Source organism: Haloarcula rubripromontorii (assembly GCF_001280425.1).
GTDB classification, from domain to species: Archaea; Halobacteriota; Halobacteria; order Halobacteriales; family Haloarculaceae; genus Haloarcula; species Haloarcula rubripromontorii.
This window is the reverse complement of record NZ_LIUF01000004.1, coordinates 396571-419106: the sequence shown is the minus strand read 5'-3', so window position 1 is coordinate 419106 and position 22536 is coordinate 396571. Positions and strand designations below refer to the sequence as shown.

Annotated in this window: 20 protein-coding genes; 6 read left to right on the top strand and 14 right to left on the bottom strand. The window is 58.5% G+C overall.

What is annotated here, in order from left to right:
• Positions 1-44: 44 nt before the first annotated feature.
• The 11 genes from AMS69_RS14285 to AMS69_RS14235 all read right to left on the bottom strand — a co-directional run bounded on the left by AMS69_RS14285 (position 45) and on the right by AMS69_RS14235 (position 10652).
• The gene (locus AMS69_RS14285; RefSeq protein WP_053968726.1) at positions 45-977 is read right to left on the bottom strand and encodes a DMT family transporter; all 933 of its coding nucleotides are present in this window, start codon (positions 975-977) and stop codon (positions 45-47) included.
• Positions 978-1233: 256 nt separating this feature from the next.
• Entirely contained in the window at positions 1234-1872 is a 639-nt protein-coding gene (locus tag AMS69_RS14280; protein ID WP_053968725.1) for an HAD-IB family phosphatase, read from the bottom strand.
• A gap of 1 nt (position 1873) precedes the next feature.
• Positions 1874-2248 (bottom strand): Rid family detoxifying hydrolase, encoded by a 375-nt coding sequence (locus tag AMS69_RS14275; RefSeq protein WP_053968724.1) that lies wholly within the window; start codon positions 2246-2248, stop codon positions 1874-1876.
• Positions 2249-2253: 5 nt separating this feature from the next.
• Entirely contained in the window at positions 2254-3096 is an 843-nt protein-coding gene (locus AMS69_RS14270) for an SDR family NAD(P)-dependent oxidoreductase (protein WP_053968723.1), read from the bottom strand.
• A gap of 49 nt (positions 3097-3145) precedes the next feature.
• Positions 3146-4315 (bottom strand): mandelate racemase/muconate lactonizing enzyme family protein, encoded by a 1170-nt coding sequence (locus AMS69_RS14265; protein ID WP_053968722.1) that lies wholly within the window; start codon positions 4313-4315, stop codon positions 3146-3148.
• A gap of 46 nt (positions 4316-4361) precedes the next feature.
• Positions 4362-5510 (bottom strand): hypothetical protein, encoded by a 1149-nt coding sequence (locus AMS69_RS14260; RefSeq protein ID WP_053968721.1) that lies wholly within the window; start codon positions 5508-5510, stop codon positions 4362-4364.
• A gap of 40 nt (positions 5511-5550) precedes the next feature.
• The gene (locus tag AMS69_RS14255; protein ID WP_053968720.1) at positions 5551-6396 is read right to left on the bottom strand and encodes a carbohydrate ABC transporter permease; all 846 of its coding nucleotides are present in this window, start codon (positions 6394-6396) and stop codon (positions 5551-5553) included.
• Positions 6393-7331, bottom strand: a complete 939-nt coding sequence (locus tag AMS69_RS14250; RefSeq protein ID WP_053968719.1) for a carbohydrate ABC transporter permease — start codon at positions 7329-7331, stop codon at positions 6393-6395. The genes AMS69_RS14255 and AMS69_RS14250 overlap by 4 nt, the downstream gene beginning before the upstream one ends.
• A 9-nt stretch (positions 7332-7340) precedes the next feature.
• Entirely contained in the window at positions 7341-8699 is a 1359-nt protein-coding gene (locus AMS69_RS14245; protein ID WP_053968718.1) for an ABC transporter substrate-binding protein, read from the bottom strand.
• Positions 8700-8754: 55 nt separating this feature from the next.
• The gene (locus AMS69_RS14240; protein WP_053968717.1) at positions 8755-9555 is read right to left on the bottom strand and encodes a creatininase family protein; all 801 of its coding nucleotides are present in this window, start codon (positions 9553-9555) and stop codon (positions 8755-8757) included.
• Positions 9555-10652, bottom strand: coding sequence for an ABC transporter ATP-binding protein (locus tag AMS69_RS14235; RefSeq protein ID WP_053968890.1), 1098 nt, complete (start codon positions 10650-10652; stop codon positions 9555-9557). Before AMS69_RS14235 ends, AMS69_RS14240 begins: the two co-directional genes overlap by 1 nt.
• 518 nt (positions 10653-11170) lie before the next feature.
• Between AMS69_RS14235 and AMS69_RS14230 the strand changes: the two genes are divergently transcribed.
• The 6 genes from AMS69_RS14230 to AMS69_RS14200 all read left to right on the top strand — a co-directional run bounded on the left by AMS69_RS14230 (position 11171) and on the right by AMS69_RS14200 (position 18889).
• Entirely contained in the window at positions 11171-11953 is a 783-nt protein-coding gene (locus tag AMS69_RS14230) for an IclR family transcriptional regulator (protein ID WP_053968716.1), read from the top strand.
• 430 nt (positions 11954-12383) lie between these two features.
• Positions 12384-13622 carry an MFS transporter gene (locus tag AMS69_RS14225; protein ID WP_053968715.1) on the top strand — a complete coding sequence of 413 codons (1239 nt, stop codon included), beginning with the start codon at positions 12384-12386 and terminating at the stop codon, positions 13620-13622.
• 101 nt (positions 13623-13723) lie between these two features.
• Entirely contained in the window at positions 13724-14824 is a 1101-nt protein-coding gene (locus tag AMS69_RS14220) for a carbon-nitrogen hydrolase family protein (RefSeq protein ID WP_053968714.1), read from the top strand.
• Positions 14825-15445: 621 nt separating this feature from the next.
• Positions 15446-16099: a helix-turn-helix domain-containing protein gene (locus AMS69_RS14215; protein WP_053968713.1), complete on the top strand. Its 654-nt coding sequence runs from the start codon at positions 15446-15448 to the stop codon at positions 16097-16099.
• A gap of 688 nt (positions 16100-16787) precedes the next feature.
• Complete coding sequence (locus tag AMS69_RS14205) at positions 16788-17285, top strand: dihydrofolate reductase (RefSeq protein WP_053968711.1); 498 nt, start codon at positions 16788-16790, stop codon at positions 17283-17285.
• A 227-nt stretch (positions 17286-17512) separates the two neighbouring features.
• Entirely contained in the window at positions 17513-18889 is a 1377-nt protein-coding gene (locus AMS69_RS14200; RefSeq protein ID WP_053968710.1) for a glycine cleavage system protein T, read from the top strand.
• A 297-nt stretch (positions 18890-19186) separates the two neighbouring features.
• On the opposite strand, the gene AMS69_RS14195 is transcribed toward AMS69_RS14200, so the two are convergent.
• The 3 genes from AMS69_RS14195 to AMS69_RS14185 all read right to left on the bottom strand — a co-directional run bounded on the left by AMS69_RS14195 (position 19187) and on the right by AMS69_RS14185 (position 22420).
• Entirely contained in the window at positions 19187-20047 is an 861-nt protein-coding gene (locus AMS69_RS14195; protein WP_053968709.1) for a methylenetetrahydrofolate reductase, read from the bottom strand.
• A gap of 78 nt (positions 20048-20125) precedes the next feature.
• Entirely contained in the window at positions 20126-21325 is a 1200-nt protein-coding gene (locus AMS69_RS14190; RefSeq protein WP_053968708.1) for a hypothetical protein, read from the bottom strand.
• A gap of 138 nt (positions 21326-21463) precedes the next feature.
• Positions 21464-22420: a succinylglutamate desuccinylase/aspartoacylase family protein gene (locus tag AMS69_RS14185; protein ID WP_053968707.1), complete on the bottom strand. Its 957-nt coding sequence runs from the start codon at positions 22418-22420 to the stop codon at positions 21464-21466.
• Positions 22421-22536: the final 116 nt, after the last annotated feature.

Sequence of the window (22536 nt, the reverse complement as noted above, 5' to 3'; positions counted from 1 at the left end):
CAGCCGGATATTCCAGTCAGTGCTGTTCAGCAGACTGGTCTCGGTCAGTCGGCCGGTGGACTGGGTTTCGGCTCGACGACCCGACGCAGTTCCGCTCGCAACGCCGTCCACTTTGCCGCAATGAACCCCATGAGGATGCACGCGAATCCGCCGATGGTAGCGAGCGTGACTTGCTGGTCGAGCACGATCCAGCCGGCAAGCGCGGCGAACAGCGGAATGACGTATTCGATGAAGCTCATCTCGATAGGCCCCAGCTGGTCAAGTAAGCGGAAGTACAGCAGGAAGCCACCGATGCCGGCGACGACAGCCAAATACAACAGCGCCGCAAATGCGGACAGCGTCCACGATGCGTCCGCAAACGACTGTCCGGGAAGCACGAGTACGGTGAGATGGAGGACTACGGCCCCGATAACCATCAACCACGCCTGTGTGGCCAGAAACGACATCGACGGGCTGGTGTTGTGCGTGACAACAGCCGGGATGGCGAAGGCCAGCGCTGACGCGAACACGAGTGCGATCCCGATAGTACTGCTGAGGAGGTTTGCCGGGTCGGGGTTAGCAATCACGACAACGCCGGTGAACCCGAGTACTACGCCAACACCGGTGTTTGCGGTGAACGTGTCATCGCTGGACACGAGCTTCGTCAACGCGGGGGTCACGACGGGAACGAGACCGAGCAGCACGGCGGCGACCGCCCCGGTGACGTACTGTTGCCCGGTAAACAGGAATACGTGATGTATTCCGATCATAAGCGTCCCGCCAGCGAGGACGTACACGTAGTCATCGCGTGTTTGCGGTCGTTCTAGCGACCCGGTGACGGCCAACGCGGCGAACAGGAGGACGGAGGCGATGTCGAAGCGGGCGGCGGCGAACGGTACCGGCGGCAGGTCGGCGAGGCCGACGTCTGTCGCCATGAAGGCAGTACCCCAGATTGCAGCCAAGAGCAGAAAGCAACCGGTCGTTCGATAGCGACTCATTCAGTTATCGGTCGCCGCCGGACGGTAAAAGAGCCGTCGAAGCCCGTTAGAAATTGACAGATGTTGCCACTACGCTAGCAGGCGATTTCGACAGCGGTTCAACCCTCTCATCGAAACCTATGCTCCATCTAGACGGAGAGATGGCGACAACTTGTCCTGAATGATGTAACTTATGGTAAATATAGAGCTATATATTGCAGAACGGCTGGTGAACTGTACGCGTTTGAGAATATAATGCTATCTTGGAAATATGAGACTAGATTGTCAGAATATATTTTCGCATTTCTCTCATATCTCCGCGCTCTATGATTGTATCCGCTGCGTCGATTGCTCTTTCAGGAATTCGTTCGTCCGGGTCGAACAACATCGCTGTATCTGCCTCGACGAACGCCTCCGTATCAGTGTGCGAATCGCCGATATAGGTGATTGAAGTGGGGCTTTGCCTGGTTCGAATCTCTCTCAGTAATTCTCCTTTCTCATCGGGACCAACACCGACATCGATTCCCGAAATCCGGCTATCCTCAAATCGAAGCCAGTTTCCGCGAACGAATGCTGGTTCGTATGGCTCGAATCGCTTCGCGAGGTTTGCGACGCCAGCACTGAGGATACCAAACTGGAGATCCGTTTGCTGGAGGTGTTCGAGGAGGTCGACAGCACCCGCTTTCGGCTTGACAGCCCGGGTCGCGCGCTCGATGTCCGACTTGGTGACATCGTTCGCACGCCACACGTCGACCGCTCCTCGACACCACTCTGCAAACGTAATTTCTCCGGCCTCGAAATGGTCCATCAGTGTCTCGGCTTCTGGCGTCGTTCCATAGAGGGTGTGCAATAGCTCGAACCCACCGCGCTGCCGAGTGAGCGTCCCATCGAGGTCGAACACTATCAGGTGCGACATACTACCGTTCTGCAACGACTTCTATTTCGACGTCGATATCCACCGGCAATTTAACGACCTCCACGGCGCTGCGAGCAGGATATGGTGGTGACATGAGCTCACCGTACACCTCGTTTACCTCGTCGTAGTACCGCATATCCTTCACGAATACCGTCGCCTTCACGACATCGTCGAGCGACGCGCCCCCGGCCTGTAGCACCGCCGCAACGTTCTGGAGTGTGCGTCGAGTCTGCTCGCCGGGGGTGCCCTGGATTACCTCGCCGGTGTCCGGGTCGACTGGTCCCTGTCCGGAAACATAAATGCGGTCGCCGCTAGCGATTCCCTGTGAATACGGGCCGATACTGTCGGGTGCGTCGTCAGTTGTTAGTTCTTCCATGGTTGTTAATTGGCTGTCGGCTGATCGTCCGCGTCGTAGATCTCGTTGATGAACGATGTCGGCAGGCTCGTCGTCAATCCGCCGTCGAGTACCAGATTCTCACCGGTAACGAAACTCGACATCTCGGAAGCGAGGAACAGGCTTGCATCAGCAACTTCTCTCGGTGTGCCGAAGCGGCCGAGCGGGTACTGGTCGAGCCAGCGCTCCCGTGCGCTTGTCTCTCCGGTCCGTTCCTCCGTGTTCTCCATCTCTGCCCGCCTGTTTGCCGTTTCGATGGTCGCCGCTGAAACGACGTTCGAGCGGACCCCGTGTTGCCCATAGTGGGCGGCGATGTTTCGGGAGAGAGCCAGCAGTCCGCTTTTTGCTTCGGAGTAGCCGGAGAGACCGATACCGAACAGGCCGTTGACCGAGCCCATATGGATTATCGATCCGCCGCCAGCGGCGACCATCGCCGGCAGTACCGCTTTGCTCAGGAGGAACTGGCTCTTCAGGTTCAGGTCGACCATCGATTCGAAGGTCTCCTCGTCACACCGGTGCAATAGATTGGCGGACTCGTCTGCGCCACCGGCGTTGTTCACAAGCACGCGAACGTCCCCGAGTTCCTCGATGGTCGTGTCGACGAGGTCCCGAACCGCCTCACGGTCTGTGACGTCACACTCGACCGGAACGACGCGGCCCTCGTGTGTGTTGGTTAGTTCCGTCGCAACCGCTTCAACGTCCTCGTAGGTGCGCGAGCAGACGACGACATCGCCACCCGCTTCGGAGAATCGGGCCGCGATCTCGCGCCCGATACCCCGCGACGCGCCAGTTACGATGGCCGGTCGGTTCGCTAGTGATAGCTCTACCATGACACCGATGCCCACGTAACCTGTCCTCTTGAATGTTGCTCTTGTCCGCTCATGTAATTCGATACTCCTCGATGGCGGCCATATCGATAGAGACGCCGAGACCGGGACCCTCCGGGGCTGGGAGGCAGCCATCGCTGACGCTGAACGGTGTCTCGATGACGTCTGCTTCCCAGCCGTAGTACGTCGAGTCTGGAGGCAACGAGAAGCCCGGGATGCCGGTGAACGCGTGGAGGATCGCTGCCGTCCGAATCCCCAGGTCGAACGCACAGTGGTGCGTGAAGGGGACTCCGGCGTCTTCGAGGATGGCAGCCTGCTGTCGAATCCCACTGATACCGCCAGCCGGAGTCAGGTCGATAACGCCGACATCCATCGCGCCAGTCTCCACGAGCGACTGCAGATTATGCGAGATATAGGTGTCCTCGTTCGGTGCGATTGGCTGTCGGAGTCGCTGCCGGAGCCGAGCTAGCGACGTGTGTGCATCGACTCGAATCGGTTGTTCCATGTACTGCAGGTAGATTCCCGCATCTTCGAGCATCGCGCCGACCCGAACTGCTTGGTCCAGCGTCCAGCCCTGATTCGGGTCGAGTCGGAACTCCAGTTGCCCGTTGACTTCGTCATGCATCGCTTTGATTCGCTCGACGTCCTGTCGCCAGTCCCGCCCTGCCTTCGTTTTGAGGACAGTGAAGCCAGCTTCGAGGGCTTCTCGTGCCTTGATACGGGACTCTTCGGGCGAGAGGATACCGAGACAGAACGCAACGGGGACATCAGCGGGTGCAGTACTGTTGCCGTCGACGCTTTGCCGATGTTGCTGCGTCCCCTGTGTCGGTGCTGTCCACCCGCCGAGCAGTTCGTACACCGGCTTGTCGAGGGCTTTGCCGACGATGTCCCAGCAGGCTGTTTCGACCGCCGCAAAGAACATATCCACGTTCGTGTACTCGACGAACACCTGTCGACGGAGTCGCTCGATCTCGAACGGCGACTGGCCCTCAATCATCGGTCCGACGCCGTCTTCGATGATCGACTCGGTGGCCTCAGGTGACAGGAAGACACGCATTTCGCCCCAGCCGCTAATCCCTTCGTCTGTGTCGACACGGACGAGGACCCGTTCCATCGAGTGCAGTTTCCCGTGGTTGGTCACGTACGGTCCGATTCCGAGATGCTCATCCAAGTCGGCCAACGGTACATCTATAGTTACCGCTGACACGCCAGTTATCTCCATGCTCTTCTGTCGTTCGGGAGCCGATATCAAAGTACCGCTCCCCCTCTCAGCTCACCGCATCGATGGCTGTTTCGACCCACCCCAGTGACTGCTCCGGAAGCAGTCCGTAGTTATAGAACGACAGTCGCGGCACTCCCTTCGAGTTGAGCGTCTCCACGATATCGACCACGGCATCCTCGTCGTCGACAGCCGGATGGCCCGGCAGGAGACCAACGTGGAGTGGCACGTCATCGGTTACTGTCTCCACAGCGTTGTACGCCTCTATGACTGCGTCACTTGTAGACTCATAGGCCGGCAGACAGTAGTAATCGACGTGATTCGAGAGTGCTTGCAGGTCGGCTCCGACGATCCACTCACGGCCGGGTTCCGGTGCGCCGACGTAGTAGCCAAGCGGTGTCGTTCCCGCGGCGTCAGCCAGTGTGGCGTACAGTGAGGCCAGCGTCCGTTCACGGACATCGACGTATGCGGCGACGGTGCTGTGGTCCGCGAGCCACTCCCCCGGCGGGGTTTCGTGTGACACGTCGCCAGCGACGATACCGTCCAGCGCGCCGGCTACCGTTTCGCGCGCCCGTTCGGTATCGACGCCTTCGGCCGTCGCATTCTCCTGACACTGTGGACAGAAACACAACCCAAGCAAGAACTCGCCGAGTGTGCCCAACTGCGCGTGGATCTTCTGGTGATGCCAGCCGAAGCCCGTTCCGTAGAAGTAATCAAACGTCTCCAGTTCGATACGGGCAAACTCCTCGCGGGATGCCAGATCCGAGACCAGTGCCGAGAGATACGTCTGGACCGCGGACTGGGACGGACACAGGCCGAAGATCAGGTCGTCACCGTGTGCAGACTCCAGCGTGTACTCGGGGTTGGCCATTCCGAGCCGAGAGTTGTGACAGCCGACTGTCCAGGAATTGAGTGTCACCTCGGATAAGCCGGCGGCGATGTCCGCAACCCAGTCCGCGTCCATCCCCTCGTACGGAACCGGTTCGAGGTCCCCGTACTCCGGGCCGGGCTCGAAATACGAACTCGCGCGGGCAAACAGCGTCCGCCGCTCCGGATTGTGCGGCGCGAACGCCTGCACCGTGTGATAGTTCGTCGCGAGATTCAGCTCGTCGATGCCGATGTCACGCAATCGCGTTTCCACTCTAGCCGGCCCTTCGTCGAGCAGGTCCCACGGGTACGCCCACATCGCAAATTCCATACGCGGACAACTATCGCGGCGGTAATAAAAGTAGAGGCGGTTACTCCTTGACCGCGCCAGCCGTCATCCCTGCGACGATATACTCCTCGAGGAAGGCGAACAGAATCAAGAGTGGGATAATACCGATCACAGACACAGTGAGCATCATCCGCCAGTCGGTCTGCAGCGCGCCGACCATCGAGAAGACCCCCCGCGGGATGTTGTACTTCGCACTATCAGTGAGGAAGGTGAGCACGAACAGTAGCCGATTCCACGCATAGAGGAAGGTGTAGGTGACACTGGCGACCAGCGCCGGCTTCGTGAGCGGGAGTACGATCTTCGTCAGGATTTGCAGTTGGCTCGCGCCGTCGATACGTGCTGACTCTTCGAGTGCGACGGGGATCGTTTTGAAATACCCGTAGAGCATCCAGACGTTGAACGGCAGCGTGAACGCCGCTGCTGGCACTATCACAGCGAGATAGGTGTTGAACAGCCCCATCTGGGAGATCACGTCGAAGAGGCCGACGATCAACACGACCGGTGCGAACATCTGGACGACCAGCACGGAGAGGAGGAAGGTCCGCTTCCCTATGAAATCGTTCCGGGCGCACGAATACGCGGCCGGGATCGCCAGCAGAAGCGTCAGCACGACCGTCCCCACTGAGATGATGAAGCTATTCCCGACCCAGAGCAGCACGTCGGTCTGTGTCCAGACCTGCAGATAGGCCTGGATGCTTGGGTCGCTGGGGACCAGCGTCGCTGGTGCAGCGAATATCTCTGACTCCGGCTTGAGCGTACTCGAGAACATCGCGTAGAACGGCAACATCATAAGTCCCAGCAGTCCGATCAACACGCCGTAGAGGCGGACTTTGCGGAGACTGCTTCGATCGTGGCCTGCCATCGTCATAGCTCGTCACCTCCGCGCGTGTAGATGCGCAGGTAGATGATGGCGAAGACGAACAGGAACAGGAACCCGATGACACTGTAGGCGGCTCCGCGACCGAGGTTCCCGTTCTGGAGGCCCACCTGATAGATGTGGATGACGAGCGTCGCCGTCGAACTGATCGGCCCGCCGCCGGTCATCGTCCAGATAACGTCGAAGCTGACGAACGTCCAGATCGTCGACAGCAACGTGGCAATCAGGACGACGCTTTTCAGCTGTGGAAGCGTGATGTACCGGAACTGATGCCACTTCTCGGCTCCGTCGATGGCGGCTGCCTCGTACAGTTCCTGCGGTATCGACTGCAGGCCCGCGAGGAAGATAATCGCCATGAACGGTGTTCCGATCCAGATGTCGGCCACGACGACGCCGAGCCACGCGATGCTCGGGTTACCGAGGATACCGATACCCTGTTCGATGACGCCGAGTTTCAGCAAGATTGCGTTGAGGTAGCCGAACTGCGGGTGTTCTATCCACCGGAACACTACAGCAGAGATCGCATACGGAATCCCCCACGGGATGAGAAACGCCGTGCGGAAGAACTTCCGACCGCGAATGTCGCCCTTGAGGTGAACGGCGATAAGCAGTCCCAGCAGTGTCTTGCCTGCGACGCCGACGACGACCCAGCGGCCGGTCTGCCAGAGCAGGCGGTAGAAGATGTCGCTGTTGAATATTTCGACGTAGTGCTGGAGCCCGACGAACGTCTCAATGTTCGAGTCAGCGGGTGACTGGTACAGCGATAGCCGGAACGTCTCGATAATCGGGTACCCCACGACGGCTAGCAGGAACACCGCTGCGGGAGCGATGAGGAGGTACGCGCGGCTGTTGCGCTGGACGTACGCTAACCCTTGTTCGAGACGTGAGTCTTCGGACGCCTCGGTGTATTCCTCTGCCAGACTCATCCCTGTCTGTCACTCCATAGCATCTTCGAGATCACTCTGGGCATCGTTGAGCGCCTTCTGCGGTGACTTCCGGTCCGCCAGTGCTTCCTGAATCGCCTGGACCATCCGATCGTTAAACTCGCTGAAGTTACCGAGCTTCGGTCGAGCGCGGGCGTACTGCCCCGCCTCGACGAACGGTCCCCAGTTCTTCGACTCTGAGAAGTACGAGCGCTCGCCGACGGCTTCGACGACAGGGAGGAACCCTTTCTGCTTCGAGTACTGGAACCGCCGCTCCTCGTCGAAGTAGAACCGAATCAGGTCCCGTGCGAGGTCCTTGTGTTCGCTCTGACTCAGAACAGCGAGCGTGTCGATGGTGAACAGGCTGTACCGGCCCGCTGGGCCACGTGGCACCTGCACGATACCGTAGTCGAAGTCGACATCACCGTTTTCTTTCGCGGCGGTGATGTTGAGTCCCGTGTACACGTGCCCGATGACCATGCCGAGGTCCCCGTTCTCGAACAGTTGCCGGATGTCCTGCCGGGTCGAGGAAAGCGGTGACGACTGGGTGACCCCGTGTTCGAGGTGGAGGTCGGTGTACAACGAGAGGGCGTCGACAGCGCCACTGGAGTTCACGACTGGCATTCCTTCGTCGTTCACGAGGTCGGCGCCATGTGACCAGTGGTAGTGGTAGTACTGCGACCCAGTTTCGATTGCGTCCGCCCCCGCAAGCCCCAGTGCTGGGACGCTCGCGTCACTGTCGCGGATCTGTGTTGCGGCATCCACCATGTCCTGCCACGAATCGAGCGACGGGTCTTCGGGGTCGAGCCCCGCCGTCTCGAAGACGTCCTTGTTGTAGTAGAGGCACTTGTTCGAGGCGGCCCACGGCACGCCGTAGTGGGAGCCGTTGTACATCGTCCCTTCGGCCACGCCGTCGTAGAACTGCTCACCGAACTCCCCGTCCATCATGTCATCGAGGGGCTCTAGCGCGTCTTTGCCCACGAGCTGGGGGATCCAGCGCGCCGGCCATCGACTGACATCGGGCGCTTCCCCGCCGTCGACACGGTTGTTCACGGTTTGCCGGGCGTTGTCCCATGTGACGCTAGTGAACTCTACGTCGACGTCATGCTCGTCTTCGAAGGCCGTGTTGTTTTCCTCGAAGAACTGCTTGATGTTGTCCCCGACGCCCATCGTCAGGAACTGCACGCTCTGCGTACTGCCGCCGCTGCCGTCACCACCGCTTCCACTGTCACCATCACCACCGTCGCCGCCGCTCCCACTGTCGCCGCTACACCCCGCGATGGCGATAGCGCCGCCTGCGCCGAGTGCTTGAAGGAGTTGTCGACGGTCGATACTGTCCGCGACAGACCTGTCGTTGTTATCGGGCTGCATCGTTAATATCACCTATTTCCATGAACATAATTCTTTGTGTTGTGTCGATCATTGGTTACGCATTGTGTTCGTGAATCGCTGTCATAAGGGCCGCGAGTTCCTCACCAATAACTGAGCGGATTCGTTCGCCTGTTTCCGCGCTCGCCTGTTTCGGCGTCCCGATGGCTCCGGACGTGGAATACTCGTCGAATGGCCGATAGACGGCGACGTTGCCCCCGTCGAGCAAGTCCTGTCCGCCCCATCTGTAGTGTTCGTCCAATGGTTTGCCGTCGCGGACCTCCGGGTCGCCCACGAGGTCTGGGCGGAGCGCAAGCATGAGAGACGTCTCGAACTCACCGCCGTGGGCCATTCCCCCCGTCTCGGTCGTCCGAAGTTCCTCGATTCGCTCTGCCGCCAGCTGGAAGTACGTCGTCCCGAGTACTTCCGCATCAGTATCGACGCCCACGGTACTCACGACGGCATCGATAAGCGAACTGTTCCCCCCATGACCGTTTACGAACAGCACCGCATCGAATCCGTTCTGGATGCCAGCATGCGCGATATCCTCAAGTGTTGCCCGCAAGTGTGCGAATTCCAGTGACAGAGTGCCCCCGAAGGACAGATGATGTGGCGAGAACCCGCTCCAGACCGGCGGTGTCACGACGAGGGGAACGTCGTCCAGACGCTCGATAGCAGTGTCGACCATCGCCTCGACCAGAAGTGTGTCGGTGACGACCGGGAGGTGATTCCCGTGCTGTTCGACGCTTCCGACGGGAATAACGAGGACAGACCCCGGCTGTTCGCCGACTCCACGGATCTGATTCGCAGTCATCCCGGCCCATTCGCTCTCTTTCCGGCCGATAGTATCGTACAACATTAGACTGATTCTGTCCGCTGAAGCTGATTCAGTTCCACTCGTTCGCCATCGGAATCGAACAGATGCATATCCTCTGTATGAAACCCTAACGCGATTTCGTCGCCACGTTCTGGGCGGTATTCGCTATCGACGCGTGCTACGACTTCTTTCGACCCGCCTGCAGTATCCAGATAGAGGAAATTGTCAGATCCCATGGGTTCTACGACGTCGACAACTGTATCGATGTACGCGCCAGCGTCCTCGGCGACGAAATCTTCGGGGCGGACGCCCAGCGTGTACTCCCCATCGGGAATGTCGACGTCGAGCGTGAACTCGACAGCCCCTGAGTGGACCGTCGCGCGCCCGCCGCTGTTGGTCACACTCACTTCGAAGAAGTTCATCGATGGTGAGCCAATAAACCCTGCGACGAATTTGTTGTTGGGCGTATCGTAGCAGCGTTCCGGCGGCGCAACCTGCTGGAGTTCGCCCTGATTGAGAATCACGATCCGGTCGGCCATCGTCATCGCTTCCGTCTGATCGTGCGTGACGTAAATCGTTGTCACGTCCAGCTCTTCCTGGATTCGCTGGATCTCCGTTCGCATCTGGGTCCGAAGCTTCGCGTCGAGATTCGACAGCGGTTCGTCCATCAGAAACACATCCGGGTCCCGGACGATAGCCCGCCCAAGCGCGACACGTTGTTGCTGGCCACCCGAGAGTTGCTTCGGGAGGTCGTCCATGAGGTCCGAGATCTCCAGCAGCTCGGCGGCCTCGGTCACGCGCTGCTCGATCTGATCATCGTACTCACCTGATAGTCGTAGCCCGAAGGACATGTTCTCACGCACGGACATGTGCGGATACAGCGCGTAACTCTGGAACACCATCGCAATGTTCCGGTCCTGTGGACGAACGTCGTTGACTACGTCCCCGCCGATAGCAATCTCACCATCGGTGACCGTTTCGAGCCCCGCAATCATCCGAAGCGTGGTCGACTTCCCACACCCGGACGGCCCGACAACGACGACAAACTCCCCGTCCTCGACGGCCAGAGAAAGATCCTCAACTGCAAGGACGTCGTCGTCGTATACCTTGCTGACGTTTGATAGTGTAACTTCGCTCATACCGAGTAACAGAAGCATCGCAATCATCATTAATAAATGTTGGTAGTGTCGACAGCCCAATCACATTGAAATCCGGCGAGAACTGTGGAGTACTATCCGGTACGACTGCGGAGCGACCTGTTTTACGCCACGCTGAAACGGGACACTCGGTAGTCCAACCTCGTACCGTGACACAGAAGACGGAGCTGAGGGCTACTACTCCGGAGCAAATGGGGTCTCGGAGCGCTTCCACTCTCTTTCAATGAGATTGAAAGATACATGTTGCGCTCGCCAGGAGCAGGCTGGTGTGATAAACCAGCGCTAGAGGCCCTGTCTCTTCGAAATCAGGTGCTGGGTATCACAGCTGTTGTGATCGTGTGGTATGTTCTCATTCTTCGCAATGGTACAGATTCCAGAAAATAACAGCCGTACCCTTGTTAGAATTGGTCAACTCATGGTGTAATGCCAGTTTCCAACACTGTTGGAAATTTTTTGCCGCTCGGCGGAACCTATTTTATTCTGCAGAAAAAAGCGTATCTATGCCTTCACAGAACAATAAAACGATCAGCGCAGTTGAGACGACGCTGGACATCCTCGCTGCTCTCGGAAAACTTGAACCCGTCGGTCTCTCCGATCTTGCGTCTCACCTCGATATCCCTACGAGTACTGTCTTCATTCATCTCAACACATTAGTTCAACGTGATTACGTTGTTAAGGAGTCCGGGCAGTACCGTCGGTCGTTCCGGTTTTTGGAGGTCGGTGGCAGTGTTCGGCAGCGGCTGGATATCGGCCGACTACTCCGTAATAAAGTCGAAGAACTCAGCAGAGAAACCGGCGAGATTGCTGGTGCCGGCATCGAGGAGAATGGCCAGCGGGTCATCCTCTACAGGAGTTCAGGCGGAAAGGCTGCGGGCGACGAAATCCCCATCGGCAACCACACAGAGATGCACTGGACATCGCTGGGCAAAGCCATTCTGGCGCATCTGCCGGTGGACAAACGAAACCAAATCGTTGCCGAACATGGGCTTCCGAGGGGGACTGACAACACGTTATCATCCCGGTCAGATCTTGAAGCGGCGCTTGAGCGAATTCGCGACCAGGGCTATGCGATAGACGACGAGGAGCATCTCCGAGGTGTTCGGGGTGTCGCTGTACCAATATTCAACGATGAACAGGATGTTATGGTATCCCTCGGTATCACTGGACCCAGAGATAGATTCACTTCCGGATATATGGCAAACCTGCTGGAAATACTCCGATATACGAAAAACGAGATCGAAGTTCGAAGTCAATACTACGAGTACAGTACGATAGACGGATAGCCCGGAACACACACTGTTGCGTTCAGTGCTACGAATAAATACTGGAAGCGTTGCCGGTTCGGTGGGGACTTTTATTGCTAAATACTGCCCAATGGAGGTTATATTTGTTCAATTTCTCGACTACACTCCAAAACTAATCGGAACGTGGCCGGATGTACCGTCTTTGCGAACTTAATCCGATACAAAAGCCGTCAAAACCGAGGAAACGTAAGTATAATCCTATTAGCCCAAAATTACGTCTTCTAGTTCTATGCCCTAGTACTGTGTGTATACATTTGCCATCGTGTGTGTACGCTGGCGGTATGCGGCCTTTCCGTGTCGTCCGAGAATCGCCTGCCAACTGTTCGCTATTCGAATTACCTTGAGTTTTTCACTGCCAGTTCCGTTACCGTTACTACACCGCGATGATCAAACGTGCTCTGCCGTCAGCATGACACCACAGGCTACTGATTCCGATATGTCGGACCCCACTGCTGAGACCGCCGTCCGAACAGCCAACTCGACGTGGTGGCTCGTAGCGGGCGCGAGCCTGATTTCGATGGGATTGGCCGCATACGAGATCGTCCCTGCAAGTGTCACACCACTAATCCAGGAATCACTGCGGGTCGGGCCGACAGCCGCTGGACTCCTCGTCGGGGTCATGTTCGGAACCGCTGTCGTCGTCAGCCTTCCTGCCGGTGCTGTACTGGATCGGACCGATTCGAGAACCGCGATGGCCATTGCGGTTGGCATGCTGGTCATCGCCGGGTTGTGGGGATGGCGCGCCGGCCGGCGGGGCCAGTACGAGGCAATCCTCGCATCCCGTGCACTGGGCGGAGCCGCCTACGTCGTCGTCTGGAACGCCGGAATCGACATGGTGAGCCGGGCTGTCGAAGGCTCTCACCGCGCGACAGCAGTCGGCATCTTCACCGCCAGCGGGCCGGTCGGCTTCGCACTCGGACAGGGAACTGGGCCGCTCATCGCCCAGCGGTTCGGCTGGTCGACTGTCTTTCTGGCCTTTATCGCCCCCGCAATCGCGGGTCTGGCCGTCTTCTGGCCAGCGAGTCGCGGGCACGGCGAGAGTCGGGGTGATGCCCCCTCTCTGCGAGAATTCGGGGCAGTGTTGCAGAGCCCGAGTGTCTGGCTCGTCGGTGCCCTCGGCTTCCTCGGGTACGCGCTTTACCTGTTCGTGAACAGCTGGGGCTCGTCGTATCTCACGCAAGAGCTGAACTTCTCTCTGGCCGTGAGTGGGCTTGTCGTTGCCGTGTTCCCCGCTGTGGGGGTGCTTTCCCGAATCAGCGGCGGACTCATATCGGATCGGGTCTTCGATGGCAGGCGGCGACCGGTTGTGCTGTGGTCGTTCGGCCTTGCTGCGCCGCTTCTCCTCGGGTTCACGCAGCTTCGCTCGCTGGGGCTGCTCGTCGCCGTCCTGCTGTTGATCGGATTTGCGGTCCAACTGACGCTTGGCCTCTCGTTTACGTACGTCCGAGAGGTCGTTGACCTGCGGGTCGCTGCAACGGCGGTCGCATTCCAGACCAGTATCGGCCTCGCCGGTGCGTTTGTCGCACCGATTGCCGGCGGAATCGTCGTAAACAGGGCCGGATTCGAGCCGGCGTTTCTACTGGCCGGTGCGGTCGCTGTCGCCGGTATCATCGTCACCTGGCAGGCTCCGGAGCCGGGACGCCAGTAGGACACGACTCGGTGAAATCCGTCGTTCACGCTTCGGTTCCGAGACCACGTTCCGGGCTGTCGGCTGAACTGATTTGTCATTGGAATATATATTACAAACGAATGCCATCTGAGTCGCTCACACTCGCGGCCGCACAGGTAGAGCCCGTCTACCACGATATGGCTGGAACGCTGGACAAGACGTGTCGGTATATCGAGCAGGCCGGCCGGGACGGTGCGGACGTCGTCGTTTTTCCGGAGACGTACTTTCCAGGGTATCCATACTGGCGGGGCAGTGTTTCTATCCCCAGATGGACAGACCTGATGGTGGACCTCCAGAAGAACAGCCTCCACGCCGACGACGAGGCTATCGAGATACTCGGCGAGACCGTCGCGGAAGCCGACCTCACACTCGTGCTGGGAACGAACGAAATCAGCGACCGGCAGGGGAGCGAGACGCTCTATAATTCGCTGTTTTACTTCGACAGTACCGGGGAGCTGGTGGGTCGCCACCGAAAACTCATGCCGACCCACGAGGAGCGTGCCATCTGGGGCCGCGGCGATCCATCGAGCTTGGCCACGTACGAAACAGATGTCGGCCGACTCGGCGGGCTCATCTGCTATGAGAACCACATGACACTCTCGAAGGCGGCGCTAACCGCGATGGGTGAGGAGATACACGCCGCCGTCTGGCCCGGCTTCTGGGAACAGCACGGGCATCCGGGTGACAAGACCCGAGCGGAGACGAGCGACGCTGTGGATACCTGTGATATCTATCCCGCGATGCGCGAGTACGCCTTCGAAACCCAGTCGTTCGTCGCTTCGTGCTCGGCGTACATGGACGACGCTGTGCCGGACGGGTTCTCGGAGGCAGAACTCGGATTCAACGTCGCTGCGGGCGGGAGTATGCTTATCAACCCGGCTGGGATTGTCAAAGCTGGTCCGCTGGTCGGTGAGGAGGGACTTCTGACCGCCGAGTTCCGGGATGACGAACGGCGGGCGACAAAAGCGTACTTCGATGCGATGGGTCACTACACCCGATGGGACGCAGTCAGCTTGTCCATCAGTGATGCAACGCTAGCGCCGTCACAGCCTCGGGAACCCGGCAAAAATGCAGTCGCTGGGGACGGTTCGCTCTCGGCGGCTCAGGCACAAGCGGTAGCCGAAGAGTACGACGTTCCCATCGAAGTTGTCGAAGCAGTCGCCGACGAACTGGCAGACTAAGCAGTCGTGGCTGGTTCCTCTTCGGATAGACTGCAAACCGGCGATTGAGGAATTACTTATTGTAACTGTCCGGAATCAACACGACACCGTGGAAATCAAAGAGGTCGGAAACGAACGACTCGATACGACCGAAATTTGGTGGCAGTGCGACTGCCGGCAGATAGAAATCGTCGGTGGAGAACTTGCTGCTCTCTGTTGTCCTGTTTTGTTGGGTACTCATTTCAATATACTATATTCGTTACAACGTGGTAACCCCCTTGGTGGATAATTACGGGTATTTATTACGGATAATTTCAAATGATTATTAACACATATTATTGGTAGAGCGGCTATCGCCGCATTGCGTAAATCAGTGACACACAGTTTTTGCATCCGTTTTTATCTGGTCTGTTCCGAGAATAGGTTTCATATCTGTTCTCAACGGTGAAAACACACTACTTAGCTCGCTCTGAACTCGCTCGAAGTACAGTCAGATTTATATTTTTGCCCTCGTGTGTGCACCTGTGTATGTAAACATTGACGTAGTGACCCAGCTTATACACAGCAACTCACCGATGCTGCTGTTCAGCTGTCCAGTTCGTACTGATCTCTGACGCTTCAAGAGCAGTCCCTTCCCACACAATGTCGATAACGACTAAAATACACATCCAACACGAACGCCTCGCGCTGGTTCCAACCTTACAGAACCTCGGAGAGATAACCATCCGCGTTATTACGCAGGGGAACACCGACCCGGGATCCACTGTGTTTCCGTTCCTCGTCGAGTACCACGACAGGGAACGACTCGAGGAGATGCTCGATGCCGACCCGACAGTCCAGAGTTACGACCTTGTCGACTGGACCGACCAGACCGGCATATACTACATCGAACACACCCCTGAAACGAAACTTATCAGCTCTGTCGTTACCGATGTCAACGGCTTTCTCGTTCATACAGAAACGAAGGGCAACGGGTGGCTCGTCCGACTCCTGCTTCCTGACCGCGAAGCGCTCAATACGATCTGGGAATATGCAAACGAGAACGATATCTCCCTCGATATAATCGAAATATACGGAAACACGGACACCGGTGGCGAATCGTCGTACGGATTGACTGATGAACAGCGGACCGCTCTGACGACTGCGTACGAAAACGGCTATTTCGGAGAACCCAGAGACATATCTTTGAACGAAGTTGCCGACGAAATCGGGCTATCCTCGACAGCAATGAGCGGCAGACTCCGCCGTGGGATGCGGAACCTCATCGCGGCGACGATAATAGACCGAGAGAAGTGAGTTCGCAAGTCGGACATCGAAGAGTGTTCCCCGTCGCTTTGGCAGTTTCAAAGCCCGCTGGTCATATCGAATCACGTTTGAAAGCAAATCCGAGGGTCTATGTCTGAAAACAGCAAAAAGAGACCTCTCGGTGCGAATATTAGATCTCTTTAGCCGCTAGAACTACTTCGATTGCCTGCTCGAATCTTTTTGACGATAGACTGGGCGTAACGCCGTCGCATCTTTGTTGTACCCCAACCACACGCTCAGCGCTGTCGCGGCGAAGACAAGATACACGGGGAACAGGAGAACGAGTACGTATCCAGCAAACAGCGGCGTCAGAACATCTAGCCAGTACAGAGTCGCGATCCCGGCGAGCCCACCGACAGCGCTCGCAACGATTCCCAGGCGAAACGCCTGAGCAGCGGCGGGTCCGGGCGGCAGGTGAATCGTATCCATGCAACATTTTATATGGCTGACCCCCATAAGTGACGCGCGAGATGCGCTATCACGGTCCGGGCTAGCACTGCTGTGGAAACATCTTACTCATCCATCATATACAGCGGGATTACGATACCCGAGAGCGACCGTGCGTTCCTTGTATCTCGTCTCCAACTGGGGCAGCGGGACTGATACGTGACTTTCTAGCGGTGGCCCCACGTATCGACTGGGGCGAGCTTATTACCAGGAGCCCGACAAAGGGGTATGTATGAAAGTCTCGTTGATCGCTGCCGTCGCAGCTAACGGGGTGATCGGTGCTGACGGCGACGTTCCGTGGCAGTATCCCGAAGACCTGACACATTTCAAGCAGACAACAGTCGGTCATCCCGTGATTATGGGGCGGCGAACCTTCGAGAGTATTCAGCGTGATCTTGATGGCCCGCTACCGAAGCGACTGAACATCGTTTTGACCACGACACCGAATCGCCTTCCCGACAGTGTTACGGCCGTTACCTCGACGACGGCGGCGCTGTCAGCAGCGGCCGACAGTGGTGCATCTACGACGTATGTCATCGGTGGAGCGACAGTGTACGAACAGTTTCTCCCACGGGCCGACGAGCTAATTCTGACCGAATTAGCAGCATCTTACGACGGCGATACAGTCTTCCCGACAGTCGACTGGTCGTGCTGGACTGAGACAGACCGAACGGCACACAGCGAGTTCGCTATCGTGAGCTACACTCGAACAAGCAGTTGCTCGCAATGATCTCTGTCGGAGCAGTCACAACGGCTGGGCTGTGCCGGTCGTTTCCTCTCGTACTTTCCAGTCTCAGCCGAGTCATACGATTGCGTACTCCTGTAAATATCTCCACTTAGGAGCTGTAAAACAACGGTTCAGAGCATCGCTTCTGCCAGTCAACTCCGCCCCGCATATAAATCCCAGAAGCAAGTAACAGTATCTTTTATTAGCATTTCACATCTTCTTTCAGAGGCATGACCGGTAACGAGGAACATCCTAATCATCCCAGTGTCGACCAGTCAGACCGGACCGTCCCCCGTAACCTCCGCCAGACTGGTGACCCCAACATCGAGATGTTGGTGTCGACGCGCGTTCGAAAGTCCCCGTTCTTCCACAAGTCATTCAATGAAGAGGGTGCCTGGCGGGCAACCGTCTACAACCGCCTCTATCACCCACGCGGCCTCATCGAACCCGAGGATGGCGGCGTGATGAAGGAGTACGACGCACTGACCAACACCGTCACCCTCTGGGACGTTGCCGTAGAGCGCCAGATTCGTGTCAAAGGGCCTGACGCCGAGGCGCTGACGAACTACGTCGTCACCCGCGACGTAACAGGAATGGACGCCATGGACGGGAAGTACGTCATCCTCTGCAACGAAGACGGCGGCGTCCTCAACGACCCCGTCCTCCTGCGCCCCGAAGAAGACGAGTTCTGGTTCTCCATCTCCGACTCGACGCTTATGCAGTGGCTGCAGGGCGTCAACGTCGACAACGACTTCGACGTTGAGATCGACGAGATCGACGTCGCCCCGATGCAGATCCAGGGCCCGAGGGCGCTTGACGTGATGGTCGACGTCGTCGGTGACAAGGTCAAAGACGTGCCGTACTACGGTCTGATGGAGGCCGAGATCGACGGCTGTGACGTACTGATCAGCCAGACCGGCTTCTCCGGCGAGGAAGGCTTCGAGATCTACGTCAAGGACGCGATGGAAAACGCCGAGAAGGTATGGGACCCAGTTATGGCGTCCGTCAAAGACCACGGTGGTCGCCAGATCGCGCCGGGACACCACCGCCGGATCGCTGCCGGCATCATGTCCTGGGGTCAGGACCTCGACCACGAGACCTCCCCGTTCCAGGTCAACCTCGGCTACCACGTTCCCGACGACAAGGAAGCCGACTACATCGGGAAAGAGGTGCTCGAAGAACAGAAAGAACAGATCGAGAACGGTAACTACCCGTTCCAGCACAAACTCATCGGCCTGAAGATCGCCGGTGAGCCTATCCGCGACTACGCCCCCGACTTCTGGCTTATCTCTGATCCGGACACGGGTGAGGAGTGCGGCTACCTCACGTCCCCGTGGTGGAACCCGGACCTGGAAACCAACATCGGGATGGGGTTCGTCCCGGCCGAGAAGATTCAGGAAGTCACAGACACGCCGCTTAACGACGAGATCTACGACGAGGAACTGGACCTGGAGTTCCAGGTTCATCTCCCAGACGAGTACGCAGAGGAACCCGGCGAACCGGTGTTTGCCACCGCCGCGAAGGTCCCGTTCAAGGAGTCGGTCAATCCCAGCGCCCGTGAGCAGGCGAAGCTCAACGCCCGCAAAGAAGCCGAAAGCGACGACTAACTCCACCACTCCGTCTGTCCCGGCAGCCAGCGAACCTCGCTGCTGTCCGCCGACGTTGTTCTTTGACTGCCGTCACAGTTTTCACTGATACCGTCGTAGCGCTCCGTCGTTTTCACACGCCATTCAGTCCTGCAGTGCTGTCGCTGGACAGCTCGTGTCTACGGAATATCCACGTCGCTTCTCGCTGTACTCCGGTGGGGTGATTCGGACACACCACCGTCCGCTGTCAGAGACTACAATACGACTGAAAACTGGTTGTTGTCGGGGCGCGACCCGAGTCCGGGCAATCAGCGGGGTTCAGGAGTCGAGACGCTTGTGCCGCCATTTCTCCGTGTCGGGCGTCTGATTGAAGGTGTAGATGTGGACGCCGCGGATGTTGTATTCGTCGTCCCCGACGTATGGGGCGAGACCGTCGATGAGTTCGTCTGGTTCGTAGGTCCCGCGAGAACCGACCAGTTGCTTGACGAAGCCGAGAATCCCCGTGGTCTTTCTGAGGAACTTGATCGAGTCACCGACGCCGACTTTCTGGGAGATCTGCATCAGTCGCTGGTAGTTCATTACCCCCGGGATGCCAACTTCGACAGGGAGTTCGATACCGCGACCACGGATCTCTTCGACCCACTCTAACACGGCATCCGGGTCGTAACAGAGTTGCGTGACGATGTACGTCGCATATGGTGCTTTCTGTGCCATCGACTCCGCCAGCGTCTCGTCGTCGATGAAGTCGTGGCCCTCGGGGTAGCCCGTGATACCGACTTCCTCAAAGGAGTACTCGGTCTCTGCGAGTGCTTCGAGCATATCGAGGGCTGACTCGTATTCACCGGCCGGTTCCTCGCGGTCACCGCCAGGGACGAAGATGTCAGTGATGCCTGCCTGGTCCAGTCGCTCGGCTATAGCTTCGAGTTGCGCCCGGTCTTCCACGTAGCGGGCTGCGACATGTGGCACGACATCGTACCCCATTGCAGCGGCTTGCTCCGTCTTTTCGACGGTCTTCTCGATACCGAGCTGTGGCGAGGTCGTAATTGCGATCGTCGCGTCGTCGGGAAGGTGAGTGATTTCCTCGTCGAAGCTCTCGAACGGCATCAGTTCGAACCGGGCGCTCGTCAGCAGCGTCTGGACACCCTGACTGTTTGAGACTGCGCGAGTTCCGAGGGCCATGTGTTGCCATATATAAGACGTACCCGTACTTTTCTCTGTGGGTGGGGCATCGAACCCATTTATAACAGACCGAGATCATCACGCGCAATGTGGCGTACACTGCCGGATTCGACCTGCCACAGTCTCGTAGGAGACGGCTTGGTCCGGTTCGTCCGTGAGCCGGCACAGGACGAGGTCCAACAGATTGAGCTCTTCGAGCAGATCCCGGGTCCGGCCCCGGTCGAGGTCTAGGCGGCGCTGGACCTCGTAGACCGTGTCCGACTCGACGACCGCGTCCGCGATGTCTTGTAACTGGACATCAGCCGGGAGTCCGATCCCGTCGGTGACCAGTTGTTCGTCGGGGAGTTCTCCGACCGGCTCGTCGGCGGGGCCGGACGACTCTGCCGAGACAGGCTCGACCACAGCGACCGTTTCGTCCGCATCCACAGCACCGGACTGATTCGCGCCCTCGTCCGGGGCATCTGATTCGGTCGACGGTTCTTCCTCGTCGTCACTGGACGTGTCGTACGTGTTCGGGACGTGGATGTCCGCTTCTATCATGTACCGTCGGACTGTCTCGGAGGACACGTCCATCTGTATTTTCTCGGCGATTTCTCTGAAGTTGTCGCATCCGTCGTACAGTGCTTGCAGGTAGTCCGTGTCCTCGTACGGTGGCACAGAGTCGTCGCGGACGGCGGCGTATGAGTCGGATTCAGAGTCGGTGTCGCGATCAGACTGCGCATCCGCCGTAGATGCGTCGCCTGACTGTGAGTTTTCCTGTGAACCGCTGTCTCCGCCGTTGGTAGACTCTGCAGCCGAGGCGGCCGACCCATCGACCGGGCCACCGTCACCCTCGACGGGCCCGGCCGAACGCGATGTGGTGGTCGCTGTGTCGCTGGAGCCAGCCCGGTCAGGCCCGCAGTCGGCGCTGGCTGCCCCGTCTGGTGCATCTGTGGCGTCGATCGTTAGATGAACCGTCAGGAGTAAGCCATCGTCGGTGACCGTCGCCGAAGCGTCGCATACCGACAGCGCGACACCGGAAGTCGACGGGAGTTCGGGAGCCGGTGGTGAGAACGTGACTTCGAGGTCACCACTCTCGGTCAGCCTCGCCGTCTCCGGCGTGAGGCTCTCATCAGCGCCGCCACCGGAACGCAGCGAGACCGGCATTGCCACCGTCACATCGAGGACTGCACCACCGGTGTCGGCAGGCGATGCTTCGACGGTCTCAATGGACCGACCGCGGGATTCGTACGCATCGATAACTTCCGCGAGCGCCGTGAAGGCGGTGTGGAGTCCCATGTCATTGAGTGACTATGACACGTTATGGTGTAGAGATAGGTGTGGAATACCGAACCCATTTATAAACCCCCACAAAACCACGGCTATCACCACCTGTCTGAAACAGAACTCGTCGGTGAGCCGTCGAACTTGAGTCGGCTATCCCGGTATCGCGATGCCCGCGAGCCGCTCCCCCTTCACGACGACGGACTCCCTGGCAATCGAGAATACCACTCCTCGTTCTGTCGCTGAAACGACCTGTTGTTGCTCGAAGGAGGCTGGTTCGTATATAGTTCCCAGTCGCTCCCCGGCGTCGACGGTATTGCCGACAGTGATGTCCGGCCGAGATTCGAACAGCCCCGATTTCGACGCGGTGACTGGCTCCGCATCGTTTCGGAGTACCGTTTGTGTCGCTTTTGATTCGGGTTCTTCGGGGAGAACGTCACGTTCGCGTAGAAGATTCTGCATCCCGTCGACACCCGCTGCAACCGCGTCCTGTGCGATCCGACGACTGTTCGATAGTTCTGCAGTGATAACCGGAATCCCGGCTGCCGCAGCCGCCGCTCGGAACGTCCTGCCGGACCCGTCGTCATCTGTGTCCTCTGCTGCGTCGGTGAGCCTGTATGACGTGCCAAACGCTTCGGCGAGGCGCTCGGCGGCCGGATCGCCTGCCCGACACCGGACGTGTTCCAGCATATCTGCCGTCCCGGTGTGGAGGTCGACGGCCGCGTCGGCGTCTTCTACGAGTTCCCACAGCCGAGCGGCGAACTGCTCCTGTAAGCTTCCGCATTCGTTGCCCGGCCACACGCGGTTCAGGTTCGGGTTCATCACGTCGTACTCACCGGGAGTCATGTACGACCGGTGGTCGAACGCAAGCTGGTTCACCACCGGGACGACGACCACTCGCCCAGCGATGGCCGCGTCAGTCAGGCGGTCGTGGAGCCGCCGCAACGCGGCTGGACCGTTGAGTTCGATGCCGTGTTGCGCCGCCTGAATGTACACAGTCGGCCCGGAGCCGCCGACGTACCGGTGGACAGTCACAGACACGTCTCGCCCTGACGGCAATCGTCCGAGCTGTCGGTCCGTCGTCGTGTGCGTGACGGGCGCGTAGTCCATACCCAAGGCCGGCGGCGCGCGGACAAAAACGCTGGGAGTGGGCGTTGCACCGGGTCACATAGCGCGGTGCTGTGATTCTCTTTCGGGACAGAACCGCTGGCTGAGACGCTGCCATC

Excerpts from the sequence above, each read along its gene's own strand:
- AMS69_RS14250 (WP_053968719.1), bottom strand. The coding sequence starts at position 7,331 with ATGAGTCTGGCAGAGGAATACACCGAGGCGTCCGAAGACTCACGTCTC.
- AMS69_RS14275 (WP_053968724.1), bottom strand. The coding sequence starts at position 2,248 with ATGGAAGAACTAACAACTGACGACGCACCCGACAGTATCGGCCCGTAT.
- AMS69_RS14205 (WP_053968711.1), top strand. The coding sequence starts at position 16,788 with ATGAAAGTCTCGTTGATCGCTGCCGTCGCAGCTAACGGGGTGATCGGT.
- AMS69_RS14190 (WP_053968708.1), bottom strand. The coding sequence starts at position 21,325 with ATGGGACTCCACACCGCCTTCACGGCGCTCGCGGAAGTTATCGATGCG.
- AMS69_RS14245 (WP_053968718.1), bottom strand. The coding sequence starts at position 8,699 with ATGCAGCCCGATAACAACGACAGGTCTGTCGCGGACAGTATCGACCGT.
- AMS69_RS14200 (WP_053968710.1), top strand. The coding sequence starts at position 17,513 with ATGACCGGTAACGAGGAACATCCTAATCATCCCAGTGTCGACCAGTCA.
- AMS69_RS14235 (WP_053968890.1), bottom strand. The coding sequence starts at position 10,652 with ATGAGCGAAGTTACACTATCAAACGTCAGCAAGGTATACGACGACGAC.
- AMS69_RS14265 (WP_053968722.1), bottom strand. The coding sequence starts at position 4,315 with ATGGAGATAACTGGCGTGTCAGCGGTAACTATAGATGTACCGTTGGCC.
- AMS69_RS14280 (WP_053968725.1), bottom strand. The coding sequence starts at position 1,872 with ATGTCGCACCTGATAGTGTTCGACCTCGATGGGACGCTCACTCGGCAG.
- AMS69_RS14220 (WP_053968714.1), top strand. The coding sequence starts at position 13,724 with ATGCCATCTGAGTCGCTCACACTCGCGGCCGCACAGGTAGAGCCCGTC.
- AMS69_RS14195 (WP_053968709.1), bottom strand. The coding sequence starts at position 20,047 with ATGGCCCTCGGAACTCGCGCAGTCTCAAACAGTCAGGGTGTCCAGACG.
- AMS69_RS14225 (WP_053968715.1), top strand. The coding sequence starts at position 12,384 with ATGACACCACAGGCTACTGATTCCGATATGTCGGACCCCACTGCTGAG.
- AMS69_RS14255 (WP_053968720.1), bottom strand. The coding sequence starts at position 6,396 with ATGACGATGGCAGGCCACGATCGAAGCAGTCTCCGCAAAGTCCGCCTC.
- AMS69_RS14215 (WP_053968713.1), top strand. The coding sequence starts at position 15,446 with ATGTCGATAACGACTAAAATACACATCCAACACGAACGCCTCGCGCTG.
- AMS69_RS14260 (WP_053968721.1), bottom strand. The coding sequence starts at position 5,510 with ATGGAATTTGCGATGTGGGCGTACCCGTGGGACCTGCTCGACGAAGGG.
- AMS69_RS14240 (WP_053968717.1), bottom strand. The coding sequence starts at position 9,555 with ATGTTGTACGATACTATCGGCCGGAAAGAGAGCGAATGGGCCGGGATG.
- AMS69_RS14285 (WP_053968726.1), bottom strand. The coding sequence starts at position 977 with ATGAGTCGCTATCGAACGACCGGTTGCTTTCTGCTCTTGGCTGCAATC.
- AMS69_RS14185 (WP_053968707.1), bottom strand. The coding sequence starts at position 22,420 with ATGGACTACGCGCCCGTCACGCACACGACGACGGACCGACAGCTCGGA.
- AMS69_RS14270 (WP_053968723.1), bottom strand. The coding sequence starts at position 3,096 with ATGGTAGAGCTATCACTAGCGAACCGACCGGCCATCGTAACTGGCGCG.
- AMS69_RS14230 (WP_053968716.1), top strand. The coding sequence starts at position 11,171 with ATGCCTTCACAGAACAATAAAACGATCAGCGCAGTTGAGACGACGCTG.